Source organism: Pseudomonas sp. NPDC087697 (assembly GCF_044743155.1).
GTDB lineage: Bacteria > Pseudomonadota > Gammaproteobacteria > Pseudomonadales > Pseudomonadaceae > Aquipseudomonas.
Window position 1 is genome coordinate 39,390 of the sequence record NZ_JBIUVW010000004.1, and the last position, 21,286, is coordinate 60,675.

Genomic DNA, 21,286 nt, shown 5'->3' on the forward strand with positions numbered 1-21,286 from the left:
CGCCAGAGCACAACGCGCTGCTTATTCGATAATCTTTAAATCCACCGATTTAGCCTCTTCATTGCTCTGGTTATACACGTGAGCCCATATGGTTACGGTTCCAGCTCGGGTGGCATCAAACTGGACACTGGCTTTGCCCGCTGCGTCGGTATAGGTCATATCGAACTCCTTGCCATCTATTTTCCAATGCACCTTTCTCCCCTCCACAGGCTTCAGAATCAAAAGGGTCAATACCGTTGCGGTGATATTCGATGACTCTCCCACCCGAAGCGTGAGTGGGAAAGCCGACATTCCATATACCCTTGCAGCTTGCAAAGGCTGAACCGTAATCCGCTGTGTCTTTGAACCCGGTAAGCCTGAAGCCTGCGTGGCCACCAGATCATATTCACCGATGTCAGATGTCATAAAGCTAACCGACGCGATGCCATCGGCGTTGGTAAGCGAATCAGGTAATGGGCGCCCCGCGTAGCTCCACTTGATCTTGATACCTTTCAAGGGGAGGCCATTGGGAGCGCTGATAACCTTGGCCCAGGCATTTACTTCATACCCCGTATAAGTGACTGGCCTGTCACAGGTGAGCGACTTGATGACCGGAATCACCCCGCCATACATCAACTGCGCCGTATCCCAGCCCCCCACACCGCCTTTCACCGCTGCCGACAATATGCCATGCCCCTCGGCAGACAGGACGAAGGTCAGCCTGGCAATCCCATCGGCATCCGTCAGCGACGGCGACAGTGCCTGGGCCGCGTACTCCCACATGACCTCGACGCCCTCCAGCGGCAAGCCCGTTCTGCTGGAAACCACCTTGGCCACTGCGTGAGCCGGCGACTCCCATTTAACAGGCCGCTGTGCGTTATCGGGCTCATACAGTTCACTGATTTTGCGTGGATCGCTCAGCGTAAAGGTCAGCGAAAGGCTGTCCGAGAACGACTCATCCCCGACCGTTGCCGTCAGCTCACCGGCCCCCGGGGTTTTCGGATTGAAACGGATCCGCGCCACGCCATAAAAATCGGTCACCGTGGTCACTACCCCAAGGTCGGGGCTGCGCCAGGTCACGCTCCAACCGGCCATCGGCTTGCCGCTGACGGCAGACACCACCGTGACCTGCTCATGAAGCTGCTGCTCCCGATCGAGTGTTTGATGAACACGGTTGTTCCCGATGATTTTCAGCACCTGCGCGCCGCTGCCCAGCGACAGCGCATTGGCCGGTGACAGGTTCGACAACCGCGACGCGGCCAGGCGCAACGCAAAACTCCCGTCTTTCAGATCGCCACCTTTGAGCGTGTAGCTCAACCCCATGCTGGTCAGCAATCGCGGCACCCCGAGCGCTGACGGCACGAAACTGACCCCCAGCTCGGCAGGGCCCGTGCCCGTCAACCCCAGCGTTACATATTGATCCAGCAACGGGCTGTCGTCCGGCACCGACAACTCGATGCTGTGCTCGCCTTTGCGCCGCGGGAAATACGTCTTGTCACCCCAAAGCTGTGAAGCTTGCCGATCGAACTGAACGACAAGCCCCTTCCACGGATCGCTCGCCAGCACGTTGACCGTCATGGCGCGTTTGTCCTGATAATCGTCATAAGGACTGGAAACCAGCGCCTCGACGACATGTGGCTGTGCGGTCGCCGGCGTCAAGGCATAACCGGACCAGCCACTTGCATCGGTATCCACCGCACTCGAAGCCCCCGGCGCTGTCCACTTCACCGGCACCTGCGCTACCGGCTGGCGGGTGAAACTGGAAAACACCTGCACCCACTGCCAGGCACGGTCCTGCCCGACGACCGGGTCCACGGCCGCTTCGCGCAGCGCCTCGATCCTGACTTTGTTGTGCGCCAATTGCATCACATTGGCGGTGGACGTCAGCTTGAGTTGCGGCAGCGCCAATGCCAGGGAGAACTGGCCGGCTTTCTGACTGGCGGTGAAGCTCAGCTCCCAAGCCGCTCCCCCGGCGCTGATAGCCTGAGGACGGTCCAGCGCAGGTGTAACCGTTGCCCCCAGCTCACCGGCCGGTGTGCCCGACCATCCCAGTTTCAAATCCAATCCGATCAGCGGGCTCAGCGCATGGGGCAAGAAGTTGTAACGATGAATCGCCCCCAGGCACGGGAAGAGTGTCTGGTTGCCCACCGTGGCCGACACCTGATCGAGCACCACGTACCCTTCATCGGCCAGGTTCTCGGAGAGTAAACGCCCGGACAGCTCCCGAACGCCGGATACCGCGTCACTGGTGAGCGACAACTCGAACAGGCTACTGCGGCTGGCGCTGAACCCGGAGCTCAAGCGCCATTCCCAGCCACCCGCCGACGTGGCTGTCGGCGTCCCGATGACCAACCCCAGACCCGGCTCTTCATTGCGCAAGGCCAAGGTCATGGGTTTGTCCTTCACCGGGCTACCCGCCGTCGGCGTCACGCGAAAGGTATGGGTCTTGCCACGCCGACAGGTGATCCCGACGGTGGCCCGATCCACGGGCTCGCAATCCAGATGAAACTCGACTTGATCCTTCCAGGGGCTGGTCGCCAACGCCGTCACCGCAAACGCCCGCTCAACCGGCTGCATTTCCGCGTGTGCCCTGACATTGGCGATGATCTGGTAGGGACCATCCTTCTTCGGCGTATCCAGCACGCTGGCCCAGCCGCCCGCCCCCGTAACGGTGGACACCGTGCCATTGGGTCCCACCCAGTCAACCAGGGCATTGACCACCGGATCACCGGGGCCGCTGGTGAGGATGTGCAGCACCTGCACCATCAGCAGCACGCTTTCCTGTTCATCCACCACCGGGGACTTGTTGGCCTCCCGCACTTCGCCAATCTCGACCCTGTTGCGCGCCAGCGACATCGGCTTTTTGCGCGAGGGCAGCAACAGTTTCGAGCAGCCCAGCAGCAGGTCAAACTTGCCGTCGAGGTCGTCACCACAGGTCAGGGTCCAGGTCAGTCCAGCGGCGCCGACCGGAACCGGCTCGTCAAGCTCCGGGCTCACCGCCACCCCCAACTCGGCCGGGGAGTCGCCTTCCCACAGCAGCCTCAAATCAGTCCCCAACAACGGACTGGTGGCAGGCAGTTTCAAGGTCACCGGGTATTGGGTGCCACGATTGGGGTAACCGGTCTTCTCGTCCCAACGGGTTTCCTTGCCGTCGATGACGGCCATGACCTCCTTCCAGGGATCGGTCGCCAGCACCCGAACGTCAAACGCTTGAGTGGACACACCACTGGCGTAGTACAGGCTCACCACCGACGCTGCGATGACAACATCGCCAGGGCCACTCGGTACGTAATCGAAGTACGCCCAGCCCTCTTCATCGGTGGGCGTGGTGGTGACTTGCCGCTGCCCCTTTGACCCCCAATTCACCGTCCGGCCGCTCAGCGCTTGACCGGTGTAATACGACGCCACCTGAACCCCCAGGCGCACGCTTTGTTTGTACTCGAAAACCGGGTAATAGGCCGCCTCCAGTACCTCACGAAACACCAGCCGATGGTGCCCGAGCGAAGCCCGGATGGGGTAGGCATCGGCGGTGTATTTGCTCAACAGGTTGAACGAAAACTCATGGGGATCGTCACCGTCGATCAGCGGACAGTCGAGCGACCATTGATCATCGAGCGGATGGTCCTCGCCCAGCGTCGGCGTCGCAATAATGGCACCCTGAGGGTTGTCGTCGCTGGTCAGCGACGCCTCGGTGTCCAGCCAGGCGTTGCCCGGCACCGGCACAAAACCAAGCCGGTGTTGAAAGCTCCCGGAAGCCCCCAGACACACATACAACGGACGATCCGGCGACAAAGGCTGGTCATCGACTGTCAGCCGCTGCAGCACCAACGGTTCCAGGTGCAGGAGAATCCTGATTCGGGTGATGCGAATGAGCTTCCCATACTCATCGTCTTTGCTGGCCGGGCTGAAAACGCTGACGCGAACCCTGTCGTGTTGTTTGAGCGGAAGCGTCAGCTCGACGTCGTATTTTTCAGGTCTGAATACCATCGGTCGCTGATCGTCAGAGTGCTCTTCGTCCACCTGACTGTTGAGCGAGCCGGGAGGCAGCGTGATCACCTGTGCAGGTTCCGAACTCCCGTCAATGCGGACCTCCAGACGACCGGCGGCGTAATGCCACGATTCGCAGAGAAAGCTCAGGAAGTAACGAGCGTCAGTGCGAAGGTCCTTTGGCGCTTCGATAATCTGACAGACCGAGGCTCGATTCCCGAGCGTCAATAAATAAATTTCTTCGCCGTTATAGGTGTCTTTTTCCCGAGCGCCCCATATGGGATTGGTCGGGCCTTTGACCCAATAAGAAAAGCCTTCGCGAAACTCACTATTGAATACCAGGCTCGCATTGGCCTGAATAATCGGATCACTCATGATTGCCCGCTCCTGTCCCTGCTCGGTTTTACCCATTCGTATCGGCGATCAATCCAGCGTCAGCGGATCATCCGGATCGACGCGTTTGACCAGCTCCTCGACTTTGCGCGCAAACGTCGGGTCGCCGGCCTTCGCCGTGTAGCGAATCCGCACGATGATGTCCGTCAACGACGCCAGCATGGATTTTTGTGGCTCCTTGCGGGGCCGAGGAAAGCTCAGTTTCCAACGCGATACCGCCCCCGTGCATTCAAACGGGTTGAGCAAGCCTTCATCGGGTTTCACCATGGCCATGCCCGTGTCGCCGACGCCCACCGACAAAGCGATTTGCTGGCCGCTGCGCAGGTTGAACCGCACATCGGCGGGGGCCACCGCATTGGCAGGGTTGTGCAGGTATTCCACCGAGCGGGTCGACGCCTTGGTCGCCGTGATGCTCTGGACCTGAGACACGATGGCCTTCACATTGTCGAAGGGGCCGACCAGCACCGGCAGGTCAACTTCCAGCGTGCTGATCTGCCGGCAGTAATGGCCTGGATGGTCACGGTCAAAGAGCAACTGCGTGAATTTGAAATCCAGCGTGCCGGTCTTTTGCAGGTCCGCCAGCGCATCCGTCCAGTGATCGAAACCTTCTTGCGGATCCACCGTGTCATTGAACAATTGCCGCAGAGAGATGGTCTTGACCAGCTCCAGACGCCGCTCATGGCGGTGCAGGTATTCACGCTCCATGCGCAGCAAGTGCACCTTCAGGTGTTCGCCCGCCGTGAGGCCGTGACGCTCGTCCAGCCAGACCTTCGGCAGGGGAACCTGCGAATCGTAATCGCCGGTCTCAAAGCTCAACGAAGCCTGGGCACTGATGCACAAACTGACGACCGCGTCATAGGCCTGATAGTGCAAAGCCTTGAGTTGGCCCAGCAGCCAGCCGAACAACTCGGCGTTGGTCGCACGCTTCTTGATGAAGGTGTAGAGCGTCAGCGCATGGGCATTGGCCCGCAGGGTTTGCCGCAGGCTGGCCTTGGCGGCTTCGACAGCGTGGCTTTGCGCGGTGATTTGCGCGTCGATTGCCCGGACCTCTGCCAGTGCCTGATGGCGTTGCAGATCCCATTCGTCTCGACGGCGGCGGTAGGTTTCGGCCGTTGCCGTTCGTTCGGCATTCAGGGATAAACCGGCGGCGACAATGTCAAAAACCCCACCCACCGCGTCCATTATCCCCCCGGGATTTGACACGCCCCACGACACTGTCATCCCCGCCCCTACATGATTCGGGATGACGGTTTTAGCGAGAGCTCCCGCCGCCTTATGCCCGATACCCACCATCGAGGTTATTTTCGCCGCAAGCATGAAATCCATCACCTCATACTCCGCATCACTCACATTGTTCTCATACTTTTGCGCATACGCATCGGCACGTTCCTGTGCCACCGCCCGGCTCTGCCCCAACGCGGTCACACTCGCCTCCAGCTGCGCAATGGTCTGCTCCTGCACGGTCTGCGCATACGCCCCCAAATCCACCAGATGGCTGTGTTGCAACTCCTCCATCTCGGCCCGATCCCGTTGTTCGAGCAGGCGCAGCACCTGGTTGCCATGCTCCTGCAACGTCTGCACCGCACGCAGCGCCGCTTCGAACAGGACCCGCCAACGAAACGCCACCACCACCAATTGCCCGCCCATCGGCCGCGGCGAACCGGCGCCGCCGGCGGCCAGATCCCGCAACAACTGGTGGGGGTCCGTCGGCGGGCTGAACAGCGGAATCAGCAGCGGCTTGCCGTCAAGGGTGAGGTTGTTGCGCAGGTTATGCAGGCGGCTGCCGGGCAAGGCGAACAGCTCCAACAACTGCTCATTGATCGGCAGTACAAAACCTTTGACCCCCAGCATGCCAAGCTCGGGCGCCACCTCGGCCTTGGCCGGCAGATTCGCCAGGGTGAATACCAGGTCTTTTTCGAACGCTTCCAGCGCGGGCCGAGCGCTGGCGTCGGCCAACAGTTCGCCGACTGTTTTCGGTTGCCAGCGGTTGACGGTCCGCGCCGTCGGGGCCTTGCCCATCAGGAACTCGGCCTGCACATAACACAGCCTGGCGGCCACCAGGCTGTCGCGGGTGAGCTGGCGATAGTACCCATCGCCCCAGGCCATCAGGTTTTTCACATACTCGGTGAACGCCACGATTTGAAAATGCCGAGGGGCCGAATAACCGATGGCATCCGGATCGGTCGGTGCCTCGGCTTCACAGCCCAGGTTGCCGGGGCCGGTCAATGGCCGGCAACGCCAGTAAAGAGGTTTGGGCGGTGTGATTTTAGCGTCTATCGGGGCCTGAGGGTCGAAGAGGTAATGCAGCCACTGTTGCGCCTCCAGAAAACGGTTTTCAGCGCTTAACCGTGAAGCCACCAGGTGCGGCAGATGGAAAAACAGTTCCCAGAAGAATAAGCCGTTGGCGCCATCGAACGCGCCGTTGGGCTCGTCGATCGGACCTGCGACCGGGGCCGGCTCTTGCAGATGCTGGGTCTCCCAGTCCAGCACGGCCTCGACCGAGATATTGGCGCGCTGCACCAGCTCGGGCCCGAACAACGAGTTCAGGCGTACGTGTTTGAGGGTCAGTTCAGGCTGGTTGAGGGTGAGAAATTGCGCGCCCTGGGGGTTGGTCTTGTCCAGCGATGGCGGGGCAAAAGCAACGCCTGCCATCAAGCCCACCGTCACTACATATTTTTTGCGCCCGAGGTTATCAATTGAGGTTGTACCACCGAATGTAAAACTGACCGGCACTGTAAAACCACCCGCCGATCTGGGAACGACCATCCAGGGGGTACTCCAGCCACCTGCATTGGAAAAAGCCCCCATGATCGGCGCAGGATCACCACCGCTCGGATTAAGCAACCTCAAGTCGAAGGTTTTGTTAACCCCTACAACATTCGGCTTCACCGCACAAAGGCCTCTAACCAGTAGTACATCCTGTGCGGCAACACGCAAAACAGTCGCCTGCAAGGAATAGTAAGGCGTCAAGCTACCGCTGGGTTCGTCTGAGTCGACAATAGTCGGAACGTTTTGTCGCAAGATCGGATGCTGCACGATCTCTGGATCGACAAAACCATAGCCCGCCAAGGGCGCCAGCCAGCCACCATCATCGTTGGCAACACTACGGAACAGAACATCACGAACCTGATACACATCGACAGGGTTTGCAGGCGCCGGATTACTGCGATTGGTCAACAACACCCCCAACTTGCCTTTTGGGTGCTGGTCATCGACGAGCACCGTGGCAATTAACCGGCAGCCAGCCGAAATATCCTTATCCGATTCAGAACTGTGCAGAGAAAGCGGTGCTGACCAATGGCCGTTCTGCGCCATGAACGCCAGACTGATCTCCAGCTTGTAGGGCAAAAACTCGCCCGCCTCTTTACTCACCACCCTGTCACGCCACTCGGCCCAGACCAGACACAAACGTCCGCCCCAGAACACCGGCCGCATATCCAGCACCCTCTCCCCCGCCGGGATCTCGACCGGCTGCCATTCACCCCACGCCGCCGGGTTGATTGCCCGGCAGCTGGGCGTCAGTTCCACCTCGGCCTTGCGCCAGAAGTACTGAAACGGTTGCACCCGCTGCCGGCCGACAAAATAATAATCGGCGCGTGTCGGTGAGAGGTTGCTCGTGAGCGAGGTGCCGTCCATATAGCCGCTGATCACGTCGAGGTTGCAGGTCTGCTCGAACGTTTGCAGGTAATCCTGCAACGCCAGCTGTACGGAATCAGTGTTCAGGCGCGTCTGGTTCAGGTTGTTCTCGAGGGTTTTGAACAGGCTGGTCTTGCGCCGACGCACATAGGGGTTGATGTAATTTTCCGGGTACAGGGCGATCATCTGCAACGCCGCCCAGTCCGGGTAGTTGCTGTAGAGCTCCCAGGTGTTCAAATCCCGTTTATCGAATTCGACTGTTGAATACCCCGGTTCCAGCTTGCGGTACACCGCATGGATGTAATGCTGCGCACAGCTGGTGGCCTCGGCGGCCCAGGAGTTCTGCACCGGATAATTGTCCAGCGGATCCATGCGCAGAAGCTCGAACAAGTCCTCGGGTGTTCTCAGGAAGTTGAACTGATCGTCCTGATCGTCAGGCTGGCCCTTTCTAAGCTGCCCGATGCAATACTCGACCAATGCCGTACGACGCTGTTCGAGCAGTCCGGCGATATGCTTGTTGTCCATGATCCTTGCTCCTGAGGTACAGCCAGGTTGAGCGCGACCGGGCAGCCCGCGCCCGGATTGAGGAAGTGCCCTTCAGCCGGGCAGTGCGCCACCGGCGAAGGTAATTGACTCAAAATAGGCGGTGATATCGCTGTCGACGCTGGTGACGCCGACCTCGAATGTCCCCCCCGACGGGCTTGAGACAAACACCCGCGTGAGCCCGTCCTGATTGGTCAGTGCTTCGCTGGGCCGGATAATCAGCCAAGGAATGTCAGCCTCATTTACCGGTTCAGCGCTCCATTGCACAGGCTGGCCGATACCCAGGTTTGCATATTTATCCAGCATCACGGCGTACAGTTCGACTTCCTGACCTGCCGCTACAACGCCATCCGGCACCTGGGACTTGAGCGGTGCCGGGAAGAACAGCTCGGCTTCATCGACACCAATCGCCACATTGGGTGCTTGCTGTTTCGGATGCAGGTCCAGCCAGTAACGTGGGGCCGCGATGCCCATGACCCTGCCGGGGGTGAACACCGCCTTGGCCACCCCGTTGATGTCGGTTGCACTTTTATTGATGCTGCCCAGCTCGGTCTGCCAATACACATAGACCCCGCTCAACCCCTCCCCGCTGAGGTCTTTAACGGTCACCGTGTAGGTAGCAATTTCACCGGATTTATTGGCCACCAACTTGGTACGATCCACCACGCACGTCGTCATCACCGTGTGTTCCAGGGCCTCCCCGTCGTGGGGAACGAAGGGGACGGGGGATGTCGACAGGCTGAGCAGTGCATGCTCGGCCGCCTGTGAGTAAGCGCCTTTGTCAACCGCTGCCGGGAGGGTGCCCATCAGGAAAATCGTCTGTGCATCCATACCACTGCTGGCCGCCAACTCGCGAACACGGATCAGCAGATCCAACTGCACCAGGCTTTTGATCAGGCTCTTCTGCGGATCAACCCGTTTTGCGCACTCGCGCACTTCCTGGATGCTCCAGGTGAAAAAAATCGCCAGCCGGATGGCCGCCGTTTCCTGAGCCAGACGCAAGGCATCACCCGTCAGCAGGTCGGGCAAGGCGTTGACCTCTCGCAGGTAATCGAGCAGCGCTGCTGGCGGCTGATCCCCCAACGCGAATGCCCGGTTGAGCACCGTCAAGTAGTACAGCGTACTCAACGTGAACTCATGTTTGTCCTCACGTTTGAGCCAGACTCGGTAGCCGTAGGTCAGGTAGTCCTCCAGCAGTGCGGCGCTGAGGTCGAGTTTCATCACCACCGCACTGCGCCGCTGCACATCGGCCAGCAGCACCAGAAACGGATCGCCTTCGGCGTCTTCCCGTCGCCGGTAAGCCGCCACCTCGTCGCCCTCGGTCGTGCGCTCGAGGGCTTGCCTGAGCACTTGATACACCGTGCCCTGCGCCCAGGCGAGTACCCACACCACCAGCTCCGAGCGCAGCCCCGCGTACACCGCCAGACACTCCCTGACCACCGACACCTGGCCCGCCCTGGCCAGCAGCAGTACGCCGAGCATTTTCTCGACGATCTGCGCGCGTGAGGCCGCATCGCCCTCGCCAATACCCGCCCTGACGGCCAAATCGAGCCGCTCACGGGCGTACGCCGGGTAATCGAGCTCGATCGCCTCCAGTTGCGTCAGCACCAAACCGTCGCGGTCGACCAGTGCCGCCAGCAAATCCAGCCAGTCCGCCCCGCTCGCCAGCGGAGGAACGCCGGCCATCAGTAACGCCGCATTGGAAAACAGTGCCGCTGTCAGCAGGCTGCGCAGTTGTTCAAACAACTGGCGTTCATTCGAAGACGCGGCCGCCGGCGCCATAATGGGCGCTACCACCTGCAGCATCCAGGCCACGGGCAGCGTGTACTCGTTGCACCAGCGTACACAGGCGTCCATGGCGTGAATCACGTTCAACACATCCGGTGTTGTGTCTTGCTGCTCGCTCGAGTGGAGCCATGGGGCTCCGGCCAGCGCCTTGAGCCAGCGCTCTCCCCCCAGTGTCGCGAGCAAGATAATGGCCTCCACCGGGGTAATCCCCAACAGTTGCGGTAGCTTCACCAGGCGGTAAAAGCTTGAGAGCACCGCTACGTTACATTTCAGCGTTTGCCCCAGGCCATGCACCGGAGCAATCACCTCGGCCAGGTGACGGTAAGTGTGCAGGTTAATCCCCAGCCCACGGCAGAGCAGGTTGACCGTCAGCTCCTCGTCGCCGGGCGCGGGAAACACCGGGAACTCGCTGTCATCGAGTTTCAGAGGCGTGGAGGAGAACGCCTGGTCATTGAAGACCCGATCAAACTGCGAGCGTAGTTCGCCACGGCCGAAGATCGACAATTCACCGATAAACACCGAGAAATCCTCGACGGTACAGCCGCAACGCTCGCGCAACCCTTGAAACAAGCCAATGGCGCGCAGGGTGTCAGGCGATATCCAGCAGCTGTGTGCGGGTGCCTGTGTCCGCGTCTCGGTATTGATGGCCGCCATCAGCAGTGCATCCACTTGCTCGGGGGGCAGACCCAGCCATTGGTCCAGACGCAGCTTGCGGTTCATGCGGTCGTATCGTGCCTGATTGGCATCTTTCAATCGGTGAAGAATTACAATTGTTCTCTTGAAGTCAATACTGACAGAAGGCGTTTGACCTGCGTTGAGATAGACCGAACCCGACTGCGAACCCTCTAATAGTTCACCGTTGTTCGGAGGCGCATTGGCGGACCGCACCGGGGCGAAACTTCGAATCGAGAGCAATGCTTCAAGTCCGATGGCGTCAAGTTTTGTCCTTTCGCAGAAGAACGGCACCTGGCCGATGTTCTGCCACTCCACACCCACAGCGCCAAAGTTCCGTAGGTAGAAGCCCTCCACGTCATCAGGGTCCTCACTGTCATTGGGATCCTCAGTCAACAACTCCCGCTGATAAGGTCCCAACCGAGAGGCATGCAGCAAGGCTCGTCCCGCCTCAGTGCTCTGTCCATTGGGTTGCAGAAAATACGGAAACGACAGATCAACCACCCGCGCCATCTCCCCCACCGACAGGTCATGATGCCGGGCGACAAAATCGATCGTCGTCCAGTCCCGGTAATAGGGCAGCCCATTGGGATAACGGGCCATGCTCATTTCCAAGTCAATGTCCACCGATGCCTGGCTGTTGGCCTTGATGAAGGTTTCCAGCACCGGAATGATGATGTCCACTGAGGACACTGCCTGATGCACCGCGTTGAAGTCGATGGACAGCGTCGCCAGATCGGTACGTCGCCCGTTCAGCGGCATCCTTCGGGACGGTTCCGGGCCGTCAGCCGGGACAGACTCGATCCGGTCTCTGATCCACAGCAGCAGTTCAATCAGATAGGCAACCGGCGAGGTCACCGACTCCAGCGCATCAGGGGGGCAAAGCCTGTCGAAGTCCGGCCAGAACAACCGCTCAAAACTCGGTCCCGGCACCAATGACGGCAACCCGCTCAGCGCCTGGAGCGATTGTGTTTCGTCACCGGTCAACGTCTGCTCGATGAACTGACGCCGCACATAAATGGCCAGGGCATTGGCCCGCCGCAGATAGTGCTGGGCATCAACCTGGCTCAACTTGAAGTCATGCACCAGGCCTTCCACGCCTTTTGCCACCAGCGGGAATACCGAGCCACCCTGTTCGAGGTATGTGCTCAGTTCGCCATACCTTTCGCGCTGTTCTTCTTCAGGGAACACTTCATGAAACAGTTGCAAGGAAGGGTGATCCTGGGAAACAGCCATGGTGAAACTCCTTGTACCGATGACAGTGTGCTGAACAGCCTGGCGAGGAGGTCGCGCTGTTCAGTTCAATGACTGGATTGGGCGCCTGAGCGAAGCCAGCGTCTACTGTCAGAACTGACAGTAGAGCTGACCATTCATCGGGAGCTATACAGGGTGCTAATCAGACAATGGCGGCTGCGGCCCCACCTCGAAACGTTCGCTTTCGGCCCAGTCAGAGCCGCCCGTTTCACCCTGAATAACCTGCCTGAAGCGGACCCAGTTGCCGCCGTTGGGCAGTGGCTGAGCAACACTGCGTTGCCAACCCTGAGCCGTGACGGGAACGCCCGAGGCCCACACGCGATCAGGATTGAACCAGCTCACCAACTCACCGGTCCCCACCCTGCCTTTACCTGCAACCCCGACCGGATCGGTGACCCATCGCCCTTGCTCGGGCTTGTCGATCGTCGGTAGATACGAACCCAGCAGTACGGATCGAGCAGGTGACTGGACGGATTTGAAGCCATCGCGCGATTGCACGGCCATCAAACGCTGAGCCCCACCCGCTCGGTCGAGCGTGACCCTCACCGACCACGTGCGATCAACGACCGGGGCTTGGCCTAACAGCGTCTGCGGCGCATCGGCAAATGCCACCGCCACCGTATCCCCCGAATAACCAAAACCTGACACCACCACCTGCCGACCAACCCGCTCAGCCTCGGCGGGGGTTTCGATAAAGGGCGCGGCCGGCACAACGTTATAGGTCAGCCGGGGACTGTCTTTGGACGGCCGCTCCTGATTCAAGGTTTGCCGGGCCAAGATGGTTTTCGCCCCGATCGGCAACGTCACCTCGCCCTCCCAGCGACCGTTTTCGCCGACAAGGATATTGCTGAGCAATGGCTGCGCATTACCTTGCAACCACACCTCGACCCGGCCACCGGGAATGCCCGTGCCGGACATCGTCGAGGTCCGTGGCAGGTCGCCTCCCGGCGTCGGCACCGTGATAGTCGGCGGCAGCACCACCACCTCAAAAAAACAGTATTCGCTGCGTATGGAATCCCGCGAGCCAATGCTCTGTCTCGCGTCAATGGTGTATTTGCGAAACTCCAGGCCCTTGAGTTCCATTGACCAGTCGCCGTCGCTGATCAGCACCTTGGGCTCCCCCAAGGGTCTGTCGAATTGGGCATCCCGAAGCCTCATCGTGGCCCCCTTCACCCCGGCCGTGCCTCGAACGATCAGCTCGCGGCCGACCTCCTGATCCTTTTGGGGCTCAGTGATGACGGGCTTCAGCAGCGGCTTCTGCACGGTGAATGTTCTGGATACAGAGGGCGAGGTTTGCCCCGCGGCTGTCTGGGTCACGGTGACCGTATGGGTCACCTCCGGAGCAAAGGAAATGTCGCGCCGAAAGGTCCAGCTGCCGCTGGCGCCGGAAGGTTTATGCACCGTGGAGCTGCCGCTGAAGACAAGATTGACCTCCGCCCCACGCCAGCAGGTGCCGGTGATGGTCGGAGACAACTCGTTCTCGACAAGATTGGTGATGACAGGCGCCAACGGAGGAATGGTCACCGCGACTTCAACCCAGCCAGGGGACGACTGCCCATTCAGACGCTGTTGTATATGAATAAGTCGCTGGTTCACCGGCCCCCATAGTTCCGAAGCCCTGCTCGACCATACACCCGTACCACCCACCGAGGCATCCGGCGCGGCGGTGGTCGCACCACCCGGAAACGCAATAATCACCATGGCACCGGTGTAGCCCTTGCCGGAGAAGACCGGTGTGTAATCCTTCGTGTAGACCACCTCGGTCGGGCTGGGCAGCGCCCAGGTGAAGGTGAACTGAATTGACTCCGAGGGGATCCAGCCACCGGCGTTGTCGGATACCTTTTGTATGGCCGACAGGGTGTAAGCGCCCGGTACCCAGTTTGTGGCGGTGACCTCCCACTGACCGTTTTGCACGGTGGTGCTCAATGCCTGCCCGCCGGGGCCGCTGATTTTAGTGAGTTCAACGATGGCGCCGGTGTGACCGGCACCAGAGAATTTTATCTGTTGGTTGGCGAGCGGCGTTACGGTGACGGCCAGTTTGGGGGGGCGGATCTTGAAAAGCCTGGCACCACTGCGCAGCGACGACTCACCTCGGAACGTTTGCCGCACCGTGATCGAGTATGGGCCAGGAGGCAAATCCTTGGTAACCACCGTAGACCAGTTACCTGCTGCGTTCACACTAGCCGTCCCCAACTGTTCGGAAGCGAGATCTTTATAAATCTCTACCTGCGCCCCCGGATAACCACCTTTACCGCTGACCGTAGGCCGAAGCGGTTGGATAGAGTTCATAGCGGGGTTGGTGATCTCGGGCGCCGACAACACCACTACCGTGACGGGTACCGTGTTGCTCCAGCCTGTAGGCTGCCCGCCAAGCTTGGCCTCGGCGATGAAAACAAAGCCACCTTGAGGCAGGTCCTTGCTAAGGCGTGTCCGCCAACTGCCATTGATTACCGAGGCACTGCCATAGATCTCACCGGCACCACCCTCGCGATAAATATTGACGACGGTGCCGTTGGAGCCAGTTCCTGAGACTTCAGGCCTGAGCTCATTGATGATCAACGAGTTGGCTGTCGGAGAGATGATCTGTGGCGGCCCAGCGATGAAAAATTGGCGATTAACTTTCCCAAGAAAATCCGAGCCCCGGAACATCTGCACCTCGAGGTCTATGGTGCCGCTCGGAAGGTCCCATTCCGTAACTTGTAACGACCAGCTAGGCCCACTTCCAAGTCTGGGACTATCTGTTCCCCACTTCGGCTGACCATTCTGATAAGCAATAACAACGAGGCGACTGAAGGGCTCCCCCATCCCTTCAAAAAGGGGTCTGCGAGACGCAGTCATGCTCCCTTCCCGTGGGGAAGTTACAGTGAGGGCAAGTACGGGCAAGATCTCGTTGAAATCAGACATGACTTAATCCAGGAAAGTAGCCGGCTGAGTGTTCACCTGCACTACTTGTAGTCCGCCTCGACAGGCTCGGACAACCTGTAATAACTGACAGTTCAGACGAACGGTAACCGTCTCCCCATCCCTTCCCTCGTGCTTTCAACCCCCTCAGTCAACGGCTACATCTCCTTGCGCCGCAGCCTACATATCCGCCAGAATCCCCCGGCTTGTGCACCTTGTCCGCCACGGCTAACGTGAGTCCTGTCGCTGCCCATCAGCGATCGGGTTTAGTCGCTCGGAGGTGATAAGAAGGTGCATTGCACTCCATACGGTCAGGTAATCCCTATCCTTGCTCGTTATGGTGGCTGTGCGCAGGGCGCCCTCGGGCGCGCCGGTTTTTCTTGTCTCCTCCCGGTCGACTAACCTGCGTACAGCCGCCACCCCTTCGTTTAGTCGCGAATTGGTGGCAGCCCCACTACAGGAACAAGAATATGTTCAAAGCCACACCGAATCCCCCCGAAACCGACCCCGTTTCCCCCTACGCCTCCCTCGACTCGAAAGAGCTCCACGCCGCCGCGCACCGTGCGCTCAATCATTACCTGGTGCTGCCCGAGACCAAGGCGTTGTTAGCCGACCGGCGCCCCGGCTGCATTTTCGTCATTGCCCCCGACGTCGACTCTGAAACCCTGCTGGCCCATACCAGCGAAACCCTCGCCTCGGCCAACGTCATGGCCAGCGATCTGGCATTCGACCTCGACGGCCCCAAGCGCAATACCGCACTGGCGATTCAGCAGATGATTTCCCTGGCCGAATTGGCGGTGAATCGCGCACTGGATCACCTTGATCCACCTGAAACGGAGTAATTGCCAGAGGTTGGGCAAAGATCGCAGCCTTCGGCAGCTCCTACGCGGGACACATCATCCGGCGTAGGAACTGGCGCAGCCTGCGATCTTTTGATTTGCGGTAGGGCTTAACGGCAAAAGATCGCAGCCTATACCGTGTAGGAGCTGCCGCAGGCTGCGATCTTTTGATCTTCCGATTTGCGGGTAGGGCTTACGCCGAAGCCGGCAGCGGATAAAAGCTGAAGTACTGTCGCAAAGCGCTCACCAGTTGCCCGTATTCGGGCGGTGCGCGTTGCACCTCGAAACCGGCGTCGTAATGGTGGGGGGTGGCGTCTTCATGGCACCACAGGCAACAGGCGCGCAGGTCGATCACCTGCAAAATACCCTCGCTGGTGGGGATTTTCAGGCGCAGCTCAAACGCTGCGCCGATCATCATCGGCAACGGGCAGATGAGCATCAGGCTGTCTTCGGAGACATTGCCGATAAAGCCAATGGGTTTGTCGGTGACGCTGTTGAACACTCTCAGAAAATACGGCAATTGATGCCGCTCGATTCGGCGGTCAGTGAACATGCTGAGTATCGCTATGGAAAGGCCCTTAAGCAGAGCCGCACTACTACTTCGCAACGGACCTGTGGCAGGTGCGCTGTCCCCGATCACGGTGCGAACGTCACTGTTGCGCGCTCGCTTTACCGCTGCCGTTCACGGGTGTTACCGCGTTTAGGTTGAACATTCCAAAACGCGCTAATCGAAGATTAGCTCAAGGCTGGCGCGCACACACTAATGCCCGTCAGTTAAGCGAAATGCACAGCACTTCGACGTAAACCGCAGATGTTTGGCGCGTGCAGAATCGCCAGGATCGCAGCCTGCGGCAGCTCCTACGCAGAGTAGCCGAAGCCGTACACAAATCCGTAGGAGCTGCCGAAGGCTGCGATCTTTTGGAAGCACTGATTACATATTACAAAGGCGCGGGCATGCTTTTGGCGCTGCTGCGCGGCGGGTACCAACCCAGCGACTGCAAGGTTTGCAGCCGCGCGCGGGCACGGTAGGCGTATTCGTTGTCCGGGTACTGGGCAATGATGAACTGATAGGTCTCGGCTGCATCGACGTACAACTTCTGGCGTTCCAGGCACTGGCCGCGCAGCATTGACACTTCCGGCTGTATATAGCGCCGCGCCCGACTGTCGCGGTCGACCTGGGACAATTCGAGCATCGCGTCTTCGCAGTTACCGCGATCATAGGCGCGGTAGGCGTTGTTCAAATGATGGTCCATCGACCAACGGGTGCAGCCCACGGCACTGAGGGCAAGGGCAGCAATGAGCACGAATCGCATGAGGGTTCTCCTGTCTTGAGCTCTGTATCGACCCGTTGACGAAAATCTTCAGGAGGCTTCGAATCAAAGTTGTACGGTTCAATAAAGAAAGCAATAAGTAGTGCAAACGAACAATGACTACAGCTTCGGACCATAGTAGCCTCACTCAGCGCTTGAACTCAGGAGTCTCTGCATGACCGTCCGTCGTACCAAAATCGTCGCTACCCTTGGCCCGGCCAGTAACTCGCCGGAAGTTCTCGAACAGCTGATTCTGGCTGGCCTGGACGTCGCCCGCTTGAACTTCTCCCACGGCACCCCCGACGAGCACAAGGCTCGCGCCAAGCTGGTGCGTGAACTTGCTGCCAAGCACGGCCGCTTCGTTGCCCTGCTGGGTGACCTGCAAGGCCCGAAAATCCGTATCGCCAAGTTCGCCAACAAGCGCATCGAGCTGAAGATCGGTGATCAATTCACCTTCTCCACCAGCCATCCGCTGACCGAAGGCAATCAGCAAGTGGTCGGCATCGACTACCCGGATCTGGTCAAGGATTGCGGCGTGGGCGACGAGCTGCTGCTCGACGACGGCCGCGTGGTGATGCGCGTTGATACCGCCACCGCCACCGAACTGCATTGCACCGTGACCATCGGCGGCCCGTTGTCGGACCACAAAGGTATCAACCGTCGCGGTGGCGGCCTGACGGCACCGGCCCTGACTGAAAAAGACAAGGCCGACATCAAGCTCGCCGCTGAAATGGAAGTCGACTACCTCGCGGTGTCCTTCCCGCGTGACGCCGCCGACATGGAATACGCCCGCAAACTGCGCGACGAGGCCGGCGGTACTGCCTGGCTGGTGGCGAAGATCGAACGTGCTGAAGCCGTAGCGGATGACGAAACCCTCGACGGCCTGATCAAGGCTTCTGACGCCGTGATGGTCGCCCGTGGTGACCTTGGTGTGGAAATCGGCGACGCCGAGCTGGTGGGTATTCAGAAGAAGATCATCCTGCACGCACGCCGCCACAACAAAGCGGTGATCGTGGCGACCCAGATGATGGAGTCGATGATCCAGAACCCGATGCCGACCCGCGCTGAAGTGTCCGACGTGGCCAACGCCGTGCTCGACTACACCGACGCGGTGATGCTCTCGGCAGAAAGCGCCGCCGGCCAGTACCCGCTCGAAGCGGTCGAGGCCATGGCGCGGATTTGCATCGGCGCTGAAAAGCACCCGACCAGCAAAACCTCCAGCCACCGCATCGGTAAAGTGTTCGAAAGCTGCGACCAGAGCATCGCGCTGGCGGCCATGTACACCGCCAACCACTTCCCGGGTGTGAAGGCGATCATCGCTTTGACCGAAAGTGGCTACACGCCGTTGATCATGTCGCGCATTCGTTCCTCGGTGCCGATCTACGCGTTCTCCCCGCACCGCGAAACCCAGGCCCGTGCGGCGATGTTCCGCGGCGTCTACACCGTACCGTTCGACCCGGCATCGTTGCCGCCTGAGCAAGTCAGCCAGGCCGCGATCGACGAGTTGCTCAAACTCGGCGTGGTCGAGAAAGGCGACTGGGTCATCCTGACCAAGGGCGACAGCTACCACACCATCGGCGGCACCAACGGCATGAAGATCCTGCACGTTGGCGACAAGATGGTCTGAGTTCCGGATCGCTGAAACGCAAAAGCCCCGTCATGTGAATGACGGGGCTTTTTTCGTTTTAAACCAGTCAGATAGGTGATTTCACCGATTTACACCTGTCAGATCTGACAGTAGACAGTTCTTCTGCCCTGCCCCTTTAATCGTTCTCGTCCTACTGCTATCGCTGTTATCAAGGCTTTCTCACGCTTGGCTGTTACGGCTCGTCATTGGCAGCCCTCGACGGATAACTCACTCCAATTAAAGGAATAGAACGATGAGCCAATACACAGCACTGACCGCTCGCGCTGCCGGTGATCTCGACCCGGAATTCGGTAAAGAAAGACGGTAAGGTGATTCTGCGCTTTCCCAATGCCAGAGATACTTTAGGCGAATGTATTGCCGAAGGTCCCGACGGCAGGATCTACGTCGGTGGCGGTGTCGACTCCGAAGGCGATGACTCCATCCACAAGTTAGGTATTGCCTGCCTGCACAAAGACGGCACTTTAGATACAGCGTTCGGCAAGGATGGATACGTAGTCGTGCGTTTTGAACCCATGCAGGACACTCATCTGCATCAGATTCATTTTCTGGAGATCAATGGTCAAGCAAGAATCCTGCTGAGCGGTGTCGATATGAAAAAAGGTGAGAATGTATTGGCTCGCCTTCATGCCGATGGGCGTCCGGATACAGACTTTGGCGTCGGGGGCCGACTCACCGTCAGACTCCCTTCAAACCTTGCCGGCAGCCTTGGACTGGGTGCTGCGCAGGTAACGACGACTGGCGTCGGCAACGCAGGCCCTTGTGCGCTGGCCGATGGAAAAATCTATGTCGTCACGGAGGTTTACATGCCGATATGGATTGCCACGGTTGCCGTGCTGATCAGGCTCAACGATGACGGTTCGTTTGATAAAAGCTTCAATAACACCGGTTATGTCGCCGTTACCAATCAACACTGGGGCAATAGCACCATCAAGGATGTTCTGGTGCAGAACGGAAAAATCACCGTGTGCGGAACACTGAAGGGTAGTGGCATGGTCGCTCGCCTCAATGAGGATGGCAGCTTCGACACCTCTTTCGGTAAAAACGGCTTCGCGATCACCGAACTTAGTTTCGAGTTCATGGCGTTGTCTGCTCTTCCCGAAGGGCAGGTAATTGTCGCGGGTTGGAGCCACTCTCATTTCCCTCGTCGTGGCGTGCTGGCCTGCTTTGCAAACGATGGCCAACTAGACCCAGGGTTCAATGACGGGGAGATCCTGATTCAAGCCTTTGAAGAAGAAAACAGTCTGATGTTTTTCGGTGTAGGCGTATCGGAAGGGAAAATCACCGCCTCGGGCAGATGGTTGCCAAAAACTGGCACTCCTGGGTTCGGTGTCGCACGTTACCTGAGTGACGGAACACTGGACCGGGATTTCGGACACAGTACCGGTTGGGTCCACATCATCTTTGAAGATGCATATGCCATTGCCAATGCCATGAGTCTTCAAGAGAACGGGAAGATCCTCGTCGTAGGTAACGACGGTCCGTTCAGTAAGGCAGCCGTCGTCGCCCGCTTCCTGAACGTCGCACAGGGATAGGCGCCCCTCAAAGGCACCCTTCGCCTGCCGGAGGGTGCCTTTCTAGCGACGGACAAATGCCGACAATGCCGCAATCGCTTCCGGCGAACGCAGCCGTTGAGTGAACAGGTTGCCCTCCTCCTCAATAACCTTGCGCAGTTGCTCGCGGTCCGGGGCTTTCATCAGTTGTTTACTGATGCGCACCGCTTCCGGTGCCAGTGCTTCAAAGCGCTGCGCCATCTCTCGGGCCTTGGCCAGTGCGGCCTCGCCATTGGGCAACGCTTGGGTAGCGATGCCCCAGGCGGCGGCCTGTTCACCGTTGAAACCCGCACCCAGCAGCAACAGCTCGGCGGCTTTGGCCTGCCCGAGCAAGCGCGGCAGGATCAGGCTTGAACCAAACTCCGGGCACAGTCCCAGGTTGACGAACGGCATGCGCAACTTGGCATCCGCGCTGATGTACACCAGATCGCAATGCAGCAGCAAAGTCGTGCCGATCCCCACAGCGGCGCCGGCCACGGCGGCGATCACCGGTTTTCGGCATTCCAGCAGGCTGCGCATGAACTGGAACACCGGACTTGCGAGGTCGCTCGGCGGTTCTTCGAGGAAATCGGCGATGTCGTTACCGGCGGTAAAGCATTCGCTACTGCCGGTGATCAATATGGCGTTGATCTCAGGGTCGGCGTCGGCCTGTTGCAGGGCGTCCGCCAACTGGCTGTACATGGCGCGGGTCAGGGCGTTTTTCTTGTCCGGGCGGTTGAGGCGCAAGGTCAGCAGCCCGCGCTCACGTTCCAGCAGGATGGCGTTCGTCATGGTGAGTCTCGTGAA

10 protein-coding genes are annotated in these 21,286 nt (G+C 59.4%); 3 read left to right on the plus strand and 7 right to left on the minus strand.

Going from position 1 to position 21,286, the window contains the following annotated elements:
* Positions 1-21 precede the first annotated feature (21 nt).
* From ACIPIN_RS04680 to ACIPIN_RS04695, 4 genes are all read right to left on the minus strand, one after another.
* Entirely contained in the window at positions 22-4,341 is a 4,320-nt protein-coding gene (locus ACIPIN_RS04680; protein WP_401115949.1) for a hypothetical protein, read from the minus strand.
* 48 nt (positions 4,342-4,389) lie between these two features.
* Positions 4,390-8,520, minus strand: a complete 4,131-nt coding sequence (locus tag ACIPIN_RS04685) for a neuraminidase-like domain-containing protein (RefSeq protein WP_401115952.1) — start codon at positions 8,518-8,520, stop codon at positions 4,390-4,392.
* A gap of 72 nt (positions 8,521-8,592) precedes the next feature.
* On the minus strand, positions 8,593-12,234 hold the full coding sequence (locus ACIPIN_RS04690) for a Tc toxin subunit A (RefSeq protein WP_401115954.1): 3,642 nt from the start codon (positions 12,232-12,234) through the stop codon (positions 8,593-8,595).
* Between the two features lie 156 nt (positions 12,235-12,390).
* A complete protein-coding gene (locus ACIPIN_RS04695) occupies positions 12,391-15,156 on the minus strand; it encodes a hypothetical protein (protein WP_401115957.1) in 2,766 nt (921 codons plus the stop codon).
* A gap of 467 nt (positions 15,157-15,623) precedes the next feature.
* Between ACIPIN_RS04695 and ACIPIN_RS04700 the strand changes: the two genes are divergently transcribed.
* A complete protein-coding gene (locus ACIPIN_RS04700) occupies positions 15,624-15,995 on the plus strand; it encodes a DUF6124 family protein (protein WP_401115960.1) in 372 nt (123 codons plus the stop codon).
* Between the two features lie 190 nt (positions 15,996-16,185).
* On the opposite strand, the gene ACIPIN_RS04705 is transcribed toward ACIPIN_RS04700, so the two are convergent.
* Together ACIPIN_RS04705 and ACIPIN_RS04710 are read right to left on the minus strand one after the other, a co-directional pair.
* Complete coding sequence (locus tag ACIPIN_RS04705; RefSeq protein WP_401115963.1) at positions 16,186-16,545, minus strand: PilZ domain-containing protein; 360 nt, start codon at positions 16,543-16,545, stop codon at positions 16,186-16,188.
* Positions 16,546-16,930: 385 nt separating this feature from the next.
* On the minus strand, positions 16,931-17,305 hold the full coding sequence (locus tag ACIPIN_RS04710) for a tol-pal system YbgF family protein (protein WP_401115966.1): 375 nt from the start codon (positions 17,303-17,305) through the stop codon (positions 16,931-16,933).
* A gap of 172 nt (positions 17,306-17,477) precedes the next feature.
* Between ACIPIN_RS04710 and pyk the strand changes: the two genes are divergently transcribed.
* Both pyk and ACIPIN_RS04720 read left to right on the plus strand, forming a co-directional pair.
* Positions 17,478-18,929, plus strand: a complete 1,452-nt coding sequence (gene pyk, locus ACIPIN_RS04715) for a pyruvate kinase (protein WP_401115969.1) — start codon at positions 17,478-17,480, stop codon at positions 18,927-18,929.
* Positions 18,930-19,258: 329 nt separating this feature from the next.
* Positions 19,259-20,482, plus strand: coding sequence for a hypothetical protein (locus ACIPIN_RS04720; RefSeq protein ID WP_401115972.1), 1,224 nt, complete (start codon positions 19,259-19,261; stop codon positions 20,480-20,482).
* A gap of 42 nt (positions 20,483-20,524) precedes the next feature.
* On the opposite strand, the gene ACIPIN_RS04725 is transcribed toward ACIPIN_RS04720, so the two are convergent.
* Complete coding sequence (locus ACIPIN_RS04725) at positions 20,525-21,271, minus strand: enoyl-CoA hydratase-related protein (protein ID WP_401115975.1); 747 nt, start codon at positions 21,269-21,271, stop codon at positions 20,525-20,527.
* Positions 21,272-21,286: the final 15 nt, after the last annotated feature.